An 8437-nucleotide genomic window follows, 5' to 3' on the forward strand; every position below is an offset into this window, starting at 1 on the left:
TAAGGCTTTTAAATCCTTGCCATTAATTTGTAGTAAGGCCAGATCTGTAGTGGGGTCGGCTCCAATTACAGTAGCCTTGTAGGTTTCATTATTGTGGAGCGTAACCTCCAGCTCAGTGGCATTTTGGATAACGTGGTTATTGGTCACGATATGTCCTTTTTTGTCAATAATTACACCAGATCCGGAGCCGTACATAGGTTGCCTTGGCATATTTTCGGGCATTTGAAAACGGTCTCCGAAAAAATCCCGAAATAAATCTGGTAAATCAGGAGGCAGTCTATCGGAATTGTCGCTCATACTGGTCTGTAGCGACCTGATATGAACAACTGCATCCAATACCTTTTTGGCGGTTTCGGTAAAATCAACCGGTCCTCTCTGGATTTCTCTTATGTCATTTTGGTAGGTCTGGCCACTGCTTCTTTGATCGGCATAAAATTGCGGCAGCTCAATATCGCTGCTTTCTGTTAAACCATTTATATCCTTACATGATGCCAGTGAAATAGTTACCAGCCCTATCAGTAGTATTTCGATACTGCTCTTTAGTTTTTTCATGGTTTTAAATTTATTGAGTTATTATATCAACCTCTTCTGCCGGGTGTATTTCTATTGCTTCTGCCCCGATTGGCGTTATGTTCCTCATGGTACCTTTGGATGTCATCGTTACGATATCCTTTTATCCGCTCATACCGTGAGCGCCGCAGATCTAAATTGCGATATCTTGGCGGCAATACATTTCGCCTAACCCAAACGCCCCCGTCCAAATAAATATAAGTGCGGGCCGATAGGTCATAGTAAAAAAAGTATTCCGGGAAATAGACATAGCGCACCACTTCCACCCGATTAGGATAGAACCATGGGGGTGGGGGTTCACTGATTCCTGTAGTGACTACAACCGGGCCGCAGCTACCAATGAAAATCAAGGTAGTAAGGACCAAAAGATATCGAAACATTTTAAAATTAGCCATGCCTTATAATTTTAATTACAAAATAATAGCATGTCTGAATAGTTAGGAATGACCTACATCATTTCAGGGATGATTATATAGATATATTTTTATATCCGGTGATTTGCGAATGATGCTATTTCAATTGCTATCTGCTCATCCTGTCTGAATAAAAATTATGAAACAATCGTCTGATAAAAAAACGAATATTGATCCCTCCAAAAAAGGGAAGCCGAAACAGCCAGGCGGAGGATATAATATCAATCTGGGTTATATTTTGCTTTTTACGACACTTCTGGTGTTTTATATTTTTTCAAATCCTGTTGCTATTACCAAAGAAATAACCTGGCAAGAGTTTGAGCATACTATGCTTTCTCAACATGAGGTTGCTAAAATAGTGGTTATCAACAAGGAAGTGGCCGAAGTATATATCAAAGAAGAAAGTCTGTCGGATTCAAAGCATCAATGGATTAGGGATAATGCCATTAGCTCTAAAACAGGACCACATTATGCTATCCAGATTGGTTCTGTGGAAAGTTTTGAAAACAAAATGGCCATAGCACAACAGGAATTCACTACTGAGGAAGAAGTAGAAGTAAGTTATGAGAACCGAATAAATATGTGGAATATCATTCCGTGGCTTTTACCTCTTATATTTTTGTTACTATTCTGGGGATATTTTTTTCGAAGAATGCGTACAGGAGGAGGCTCGAATCCCCTGTTCAATTTTGGAAAGTCATCTCCACAGTTAACGGAGAAAGGTCATAAAAGTAAGGTTACTTTCGATGACATTGCCGGTTTGAAAGAGGCTAAGACAGAGGTTATTGAAGTGGTTGATTTTCTCAAACACCCGGAGCATTACACCAAATTAGGCGCTAAAATTCCCAAGGGAGTTATGTTGGTTGGTCCTCCCGGAACTGGTAAAACCTTGATGGCAAAAGCAGTAGCAGGAGAAGCAGGAGTACCTTTCTTTTCTATGTCTGGTTCCGAGTTTGTAGAAATGTTTGTCGGAGTAGGTGCTTCCAGGGTTCGGGATCTATTCAGGCGAGCGAAAGAAAAAGCACCTAGTATAATTTTTATTGATGAGATAGATGCGGTGGGTCGTTCACGTGGAAAGATAAATGCATTTCAGGCAAATGATGAAAGGGAAAGTACTTTAAATCAATTGCTAACCGAGTTAGATGGTTTTGGTCCTAATACAGGTGTTATTGTATTAGCCGCCACCAACCGCCCCGATGTTTTAGACAAGGCCTTGTTAAGGCCTGGCAGGTTTGATCGGCATATCTACCTTGAACTACCCAACAAACAAGAGCGAATTGAAATTTTTGGGGTTCATATACGCGACCTTAAATTATCTAAAAATGTAAACCTTCAGGAACTTGGGGCATTGAGTCCGGGATTTTCGGGGGCCGATATTGCCAATATTTGTAATGAAGCTGCACTCATCGCTGCACGAAAAAAGAAGGAGGAGGTTGAGCAGGAAGATTTTATGGAGGCCAGGGACCGGGTTGTAGGAGGACTGGAAAGAAAGAGTAAAATAATTTCACCCAAGGAAAAGGAAATTGTGGCACACCATGAGGCCGGGCATGCCGTTGTAAGCTGGCATTTAAAAAATGTGGATTCCCTGGTTAAAGTATCTATTATTCCCCGGGGAAAATCCCTGGGCTCTGCCTGGTATCTGCCCGAAGAACGGCAAATTGTAACAAGGGCTCAATTTGTAGATCAGATTTGTGCATCTCTTGGCGGGCGAGCCGCAGAGGAAATTATTTTTAACGAGATATCATCCGGAGCATTGGATGATTTGGAAAAAGTAACAAAACAGGCATATACTATGGTTGCCTATTATGGACTCGATAAGGAAATTGGACCAATTAGTTATTACGACTCCACAGGACAGAACGAACGAATGTTTGGGAAACCCTATAGTGAGAATATGGCACAGTTAATAGATAAAGAGGTACAGGACTTGGTGAACAGCTGCTACAATCGAACAAAGGATCTTCTTATGGAACACAGATCAGAATTGGAGGAACTTGCACAACTTTTGTTGAAAAAAGAAATAGTTGAAAAAGAAGATTTGGAAAAGATCATGGGAAAAAGAGTTGTTGCTGAAGTAGAAGAGGATGAATAAGAAAAAAATAAAACAAAATATCATGGAGAAAGAAGTTATTTACAACACTGACCTGCACTTTGAACACCAACAATGGTGGTCTGAACTGGCTTTTTGGGAAGATGAACTTAAATCCTTTAACAACAGATTAAGCGAGCTGGTAACCCGTTGGACCGATAAAGAGGTACTGGCACAACTAGAGCATTACCAAAATGAATTTATCCTTCATGACGGGATTATTGACAAGCTAAAAGAGGCTATAGAAATACATGAAACCAGGATAGCAGGTCAAAGCCAAACAGGACAGGATGCACTTGATACTGCGCTAGTCAAGAAACATCTGGAATTTCGTAATAAAATGGAGACTCAACGGCGGATTTATGCTGATTTGAAAAAGGAATTCTTCCGTTTTCTTACCAAGTATATGTAGTTTACTCCGTATGATTTCTTTTGGTAGGGTATTTTTAAATTGGGTAAAAGTGACCTTTGTTTTGAATATCAAATCAAAATTTTAATTCCATATTCTTTCAACGAACTGAGCATGAATTCATAATTGTGAAGTCATGCTCAGATTATAAATTCTACTAACCAACCATTTATTGAAGCATTCTTTTTTCTTAAAGTTCCCTGGCATAATCAAAGACTAACCTTTTGAAATCCCTGAATTCACCTTCAAATTTAGCCATAGTGCTTTTGACCTTGTCGTGCTGATTTCTATAATCAATGTCTGCCAAACCCCTTTCTCCTTTTTGAAGGCGTGATAATAGAATTTCATGTCTCATTATTTCTTCTGACATATAATCGAACAAATCAGCGTGAATTTTATCAAGACTTTCAAGTATTCTGCCCAATTCAGATTTTGCACGCTCTTTAGTTTCTTTTTCCTGAAGAATGCGGGTAAAGAAACGTATCTCATCTTTCCAGAAGGCTATTGTTTCAAGCCATTCCCGGCTTTCTATATGCAAATCATTCAATCCTGTTCCTAATAAGACGTCTGGTTTAGGGTTAGCACTTGTAGTTTTCATGTTGTTTCTTTTTTAAATCCGTTTACAAATCTTTTATAAAAAGTGGTTTCAAGGCTGCTTCGTGCATCTTCCAGGAGTTGTTCAATTTCCCGAATCTCTCTATTGAGTATTTTAGAGATTTCGGATGCCTCAAATTGGTGCTCTGTAAAAAGTTCAAAAACAGTACGCATATCGGCCGGTAAATGATGTAATACCATTTCGGTATGCTTACGAATATTCTCTTTGCCAAGATCTTTATCCAATTTGGCCATCATATCCCTGCTATCCTCCAGGAAAATGTTTTTTAAAATATAATCGTGTCTTTTGTACGATATATCATCCAGTTCTTCCATCATAACATAGTCGCCATCGCCATCAACGCTAAATTTTTCAGCCATGCTATCCCATTCTGCCTGGGCATAGGAATCTATATTGTCCAAAAAAAGTGTATCGAACTCTTCGTCGGTCTTGATTTCGTCCAGCAGTGAATCAGCTTTTTTAAACAACCACGGGTGAAAGTCTTCTTTGCTCTTAATTTCATCAAAGTGGTCATATACCTCAATAAAAAGTTGATCCATTATATCCTCAGGTTTGTACTTTCCCCTGGGAATAAGATTTTTTGACATGGCGGTATTTAATTTCCTTATGATGTAGCGTTTCACCTCGGGCATAACCTTTAAAAGCAGCGAATTAAACTCTTCCTTTTTGTTTTCTCTCTTCAATTGAACCAGATCCGTATAGGACTGGGCTACAAATAGATGGAATGCTTTCTTGTTTTTGTAATTAGCAGTTGAATTTTCCATAATTAAGCGTTTTTGAGTTATGTAAAAATGCAATGTTATCATGACTGATCAAATGATTTTGATCATTGTTGAAAATTTCTAGTCCTGATTCACATTGCTTGTAGAAATAAAGATTAGAATAGCCTTATACTTAGAGCATGGTGGACATTAATAAAGACTGCTATAAATAGTAAATAGACGTAATGCAAATAGAAATAAAGAATCGGGTTATTTCCCCGACAGGATAAAAAAGGTCGGCATAAAAAAGAAAATTGGTTTGACCTGAAAAATAAGGCTTGGATTACTTCCCATACTACCTTAAACAGGCTTATTAGAAATAAAGGGTTGGTGATAATACCGCTTCCCTGTCGCCTGGTATAACGCATTGGCTAAGGCTCCAAAAATAGGGGGGAAGGTAGGTTCACCCAGGCCTGTAGGATCTATATTATTTTGAACAAAATGAACATTAATTTCTTTGGGCGCCTCACTCATACGAATCATCCGATACCTATCGAAATTAGATTTTTCAGGTAAACCATCCTTGAAAGGCAATTCTCCATACAATGCATTCCCAATACCATCCACAATACCGCCTTCACAGAGGTTCGTTGCAGCATCCGGATTAATCACAATTCCACAATCAATTGCACACGTAACTCTTTCAATAACTGGTTTGTTATTCTCCCATTTCATGTCCAGGACCTGGGCAGCATAGGAATTATGACAGAAATAAGCGGAAACTCCAAGGTTTAACACGTTATCACTGCTACCCCAATTAGATTTTTCTTTTACCAATTTCAAGACGCCGGCATAACGTTCCGCATCATATTCATTATTTTCACCTACCGGATTCTGCCCGGCTTTTTCTAAAAGCTCCAAACGGAAATCAATGGGATCTTTTCCAACCGCTTCCGACAATTCATCCAGAAAAGACTGTTCCGCACTCGCCATAAAGTTAGAGCGCGGTGCTCTAAAAGAACCAATGGTAATATTTGTATTGATAGTCCAACTTTCTGCCAGGTAGTTATCTACCGCTCCGGCAGGAAATCTATTGGCATATAAAGGACTTTCTGGAATACCTCCTGCATTTATATGAATTGCTGTTAGACTATTTTTTTCATCTAAGGCGGCTTTATAGGTAACCTGGTACATCGGCCTATAGATGCCTCCCGTCATATCATCTTCCCGGGTGTAAATGAGTTTCACCGGAGCATTCATTCTTTGGGAGATAAGAGCTGCTTCTATGGCCCAGTGAGCATAAGAACGTCGACCATAGCCTCCACCCAGGCGGGTTAATTGGATATCAATTTGCTCAACAGGAATTCCTAAACGAGCTGATAACGCTTGTTCAGTTAATTCTGCTTTTTGCAATGGCCCGGCTAGTGCAGCTTTACCATTTCGTACATCGGCAAAGAAATTCATGGGTTCCATACAATTGTGAGCAAGGAAAGGAGCCGTATAAGTGCGTTCTATTACCCTGGCTGCATTCTTAAATGCAGCTTCCGGGTTACCATCTTTACGGACCGTTTGACCCTGTTTCTTTGCCATCTCAGACATTTTAGCCTTGTGATTGTTTGTACTCTCCAAACCAGCTGGGATGGTCAGGGTTTGAACTGTTGACCTACCATAAAATCGTTTTTGTTCCGTATAGCTTTTAAAAGGTTCCCATTCAGCAGTAATTGCTTTTTTGGCATTCATTACCTCCCAGGTAGTATTTCCTACAATGGCAACAACTTCGAGAAACGTACAAGTATCAAAATGCTGCCTTTCAAAATCATCATCTAATACTTTGATTGTAAAAACATCTTTTATCCCGGGCATTGACCTGACTCCTGAGTCGTCAATTGATTTTAGTTTCATGCCAAAAGCGGGAGGATGGACTATCATTGCAGTCAGCATTCCTTCTTTATAGATATCAGAGCCGAATAAGGTTTGCCCTGTTGCGATTTTCAACCCATCTACATTTTTACGCGATGTGCCAATAATATTAAAATCCTTAATTTCTTTAAGTTCAACTTCATCCGGGACAGGAATTTGGGCCGCTGCCGAAGCCATTTCTCCGTACCCTGAAGATTTGCCACTTCCTTTATGATGTAATACTCCAGCAACTGTTGTGATTTCTTCTAAGGGCACCTGCCAGGCCTGTGCGGCTGCTTCCCGAAGCATGTGACGGGCCGATGCACCAGCCATTCTAAGTCCATTCCATCCGAATCGAATGGCATTGCTGCCGCCTATAAATTGACGACTGAATAAATCTGTATTTAAAGGGGCCTGTTCTATTATAACATCATTCCAGTCAATGTCTAATTCATCGGCAACGATCATGGGCATGGACGTTTTTATGTTCTGACCGCCTTCAGGGTTGGGAGACATTATAGTTACCAACCCATTTTCACCAATTTTTAGATAGCCATTGATTTCGAACCATTCCTTGGGTATTCCCTTCGCCACCATTTTTTCTACCTCCTTAGGTTTACAGGAATTTAACCAACTAAAGCCCAGGACTAAGCCACCACCGGCAAGGCTGGTGTTTTTTATAAAAGCACGCCGACCTATTTTTGTTTTAATCGCATTCATTTTCTAAGTGTAAGCAGTTTTCAGAATATTTCATCCAGAGTGTTCCAAAGAATATTTATAAGTTATCCTACCAATGGAGGCCTGTCTAGAATAAAGGGCTGATGGTAATGCCTTCTGCCCGTAGCTTTGTATAAAGCATTAGCCAATGCACCCATAATAGGCGGATATGGTGGTTCACCAAGTCCGGTAGGATCTATTCCATTGTCTACGAAATGAGTTTCGATGGACTTTGGGGCCTCACTATGCCGAATCAACCGGTATTTGTCATAATTGTTCTGTTCTGGCATTCCATCCCTAAAAGTAATTGCACTGTACATCGCATGGCCAATTCCGTCTACAACCCCACCTTCGGCTAAGTTGGTCGCTGCATCCGGATTTACGACAATACCACAGTCAATGGCTGAAGTAACTTTTTGAACAATGGGTTTGTCGTTTTCCATTTCAATATCAAGAACCTGAGCTACATAACTATTATGACAAAAATAGGCTGAAACTCCGCGGTGCATACTTGGATCATTGGATTCCCAATTTGATTTTTCCCTGACCAATTCTAATACCCCTGCATATCGACCAGCATCATAGTCATTAGTTTCACCTACAGGATTTTCCTGGGCCCTTTTTAATAATTCAAGTCGAAATTCTATCGGGTCTTTACCTGCCGCCTCTGCCACTTCGTCCAGAAACGATTGTTCGGCGCCAGCAATGAAATTTGATCTTGGAGCCCTAAATGCACCTGTTGTAATATTAGATTCGATAGTCCAATCCTCCGCTAAATAGTTGTCTAAAGCCCCTGCCGGAAAACGGTTGGCAAAGAGTGGGCTCTCTGGTATGCCCCCGGCTTTTACATGGAGTGCAGTTAAATTGTTTTTTTCATCGAGTGCAGCACGATAGGTGGCGGAATAGCTTGGGCGGTACATGCCTTGCGACATATCGTCTTCCCGGCTATAAACAAGTTTCACAGGCGCTTTTGCTTTTTGTGAGATTGCTGCGGCCTCCACCATAAAATGACCATAAAGTCTG

Annotated in this window: 8 protein-coding genes; 2 read left to right on the forward strand and 6 right to left on the reverse strand. The window is 40.3% G+C overall.

All coding sequences use genetic code 11. The features are described from left to right. The coding region (locus Q0X89_RS10610) for a trypsin-like peptidase domain-containing protein (protein ID WP_297693921.1) at positions 1-552 on the reverse strand (552 nt) is incomplete at its 3' end. A gap of 26 nt (positions 553-578) precedes the next feature. Then, positions 579-965 (reverse strand): hypothetical protein, encoded by a 387-nt coding sequence (locus Q0X89_RS10615; protein ID WP_297693923.1) that lies wholly within the window; start codon positions 963-965, stop codon positions 579-581. 157 nt (positions 966-1122) lie between these two features. Here Q0X89_RS10615 and ftsH point away from each other — a divergent pair, with 157 nt between their 5' ends. Together ftsH and Q0X89_RS10625 are read left to right on the forward strand one after the other, a co-directional pair. Then, positions 1123-3075: an ATP-dependent zinc metalloprotease FtsH gene (gene ftsH / locus Q0X89_RS10620; RefSeq protein WP_297693926.1), complete on the forward strand. Its 1953-nt coding sequence runs from the start codon at positions 1123-1125 to the stop codon at positions 3073-3075. Positions 3076-3097: 22 nt separating this feature from the next. Further along, positions 3098-3484 carry a hypothetical protein gene (locus tag Q0X89_RS10625; protein ID WP_297693928.1) on the forward strand — a complete coding sequence of 129 codons (387 nt, stop codon included), beginning with the start codon at positions 3098-3100 and terminating at the stop codon, positions 3482-3484. 187 nt (positions 3485-3671) lie between these two features. Here the strand turns inward: Q0X89_RS10625 and Q0X89_RS10630 are convergent, their stop codons facing one another. The 4 genes from Q0X89_RS10630 to Q0X89_RS10645 form a co-directional block, all read right to left on the reverse strand. Continuing rightward, entirely contained in the window at positions 3672-4079 is a 408-nt protein-coding gene (locus tag Q0X89_RS10630) for a hypothetical protein (protein ID WP_297693930.1), read from the reverse strand. Continuing rightward, positions 4076-4861 (reverse strand): sigma-70 family RNA polymerase sigma factor, encoded by a 786-nt coding sequence (locus tag Q0X89_RS10635; RefSeq protein WP_297693932.1) that lies wholly within the window; start codon positions 4859-4861, stop codon positions 4076-4078. Before Q0X89_RS10635 ends, Q0X89_RS10630 begins: the two co-directional genes overlap by 4 nt. Positions 4862-5158: 297 nt before the next feature. Further along, on the reverse strand, positions 5159-7417 hold the full coding sequence (locus Q0X89_RS10640) for a molybdopterin cofactor-binding domain-containing protein (RefSeq protein ID WP_297693934.1): 2259 nt from the start codon (positions 7415-7417) through the stop codon (positions 5159-5161). 62 nt (positions 7418-7479) lie between these two features. Beyond that, positions 7480-8437: molybdopterin cofactor-binding domain-containing protein (locus Q0X89_RS10645; protein WP_297693937.1), on the reverse strand; the 958-nt coding region annotated here is incomplete at its 5' end.

The organism is uncultured Eudoraea sp. (genome assembly GCF_947258525.1).
Classification (GTDB): Bacteria; Bacteroidota; Bacteroidia; order Flavobacteriales; family Flavobacteriaceae; genus Eudoraea.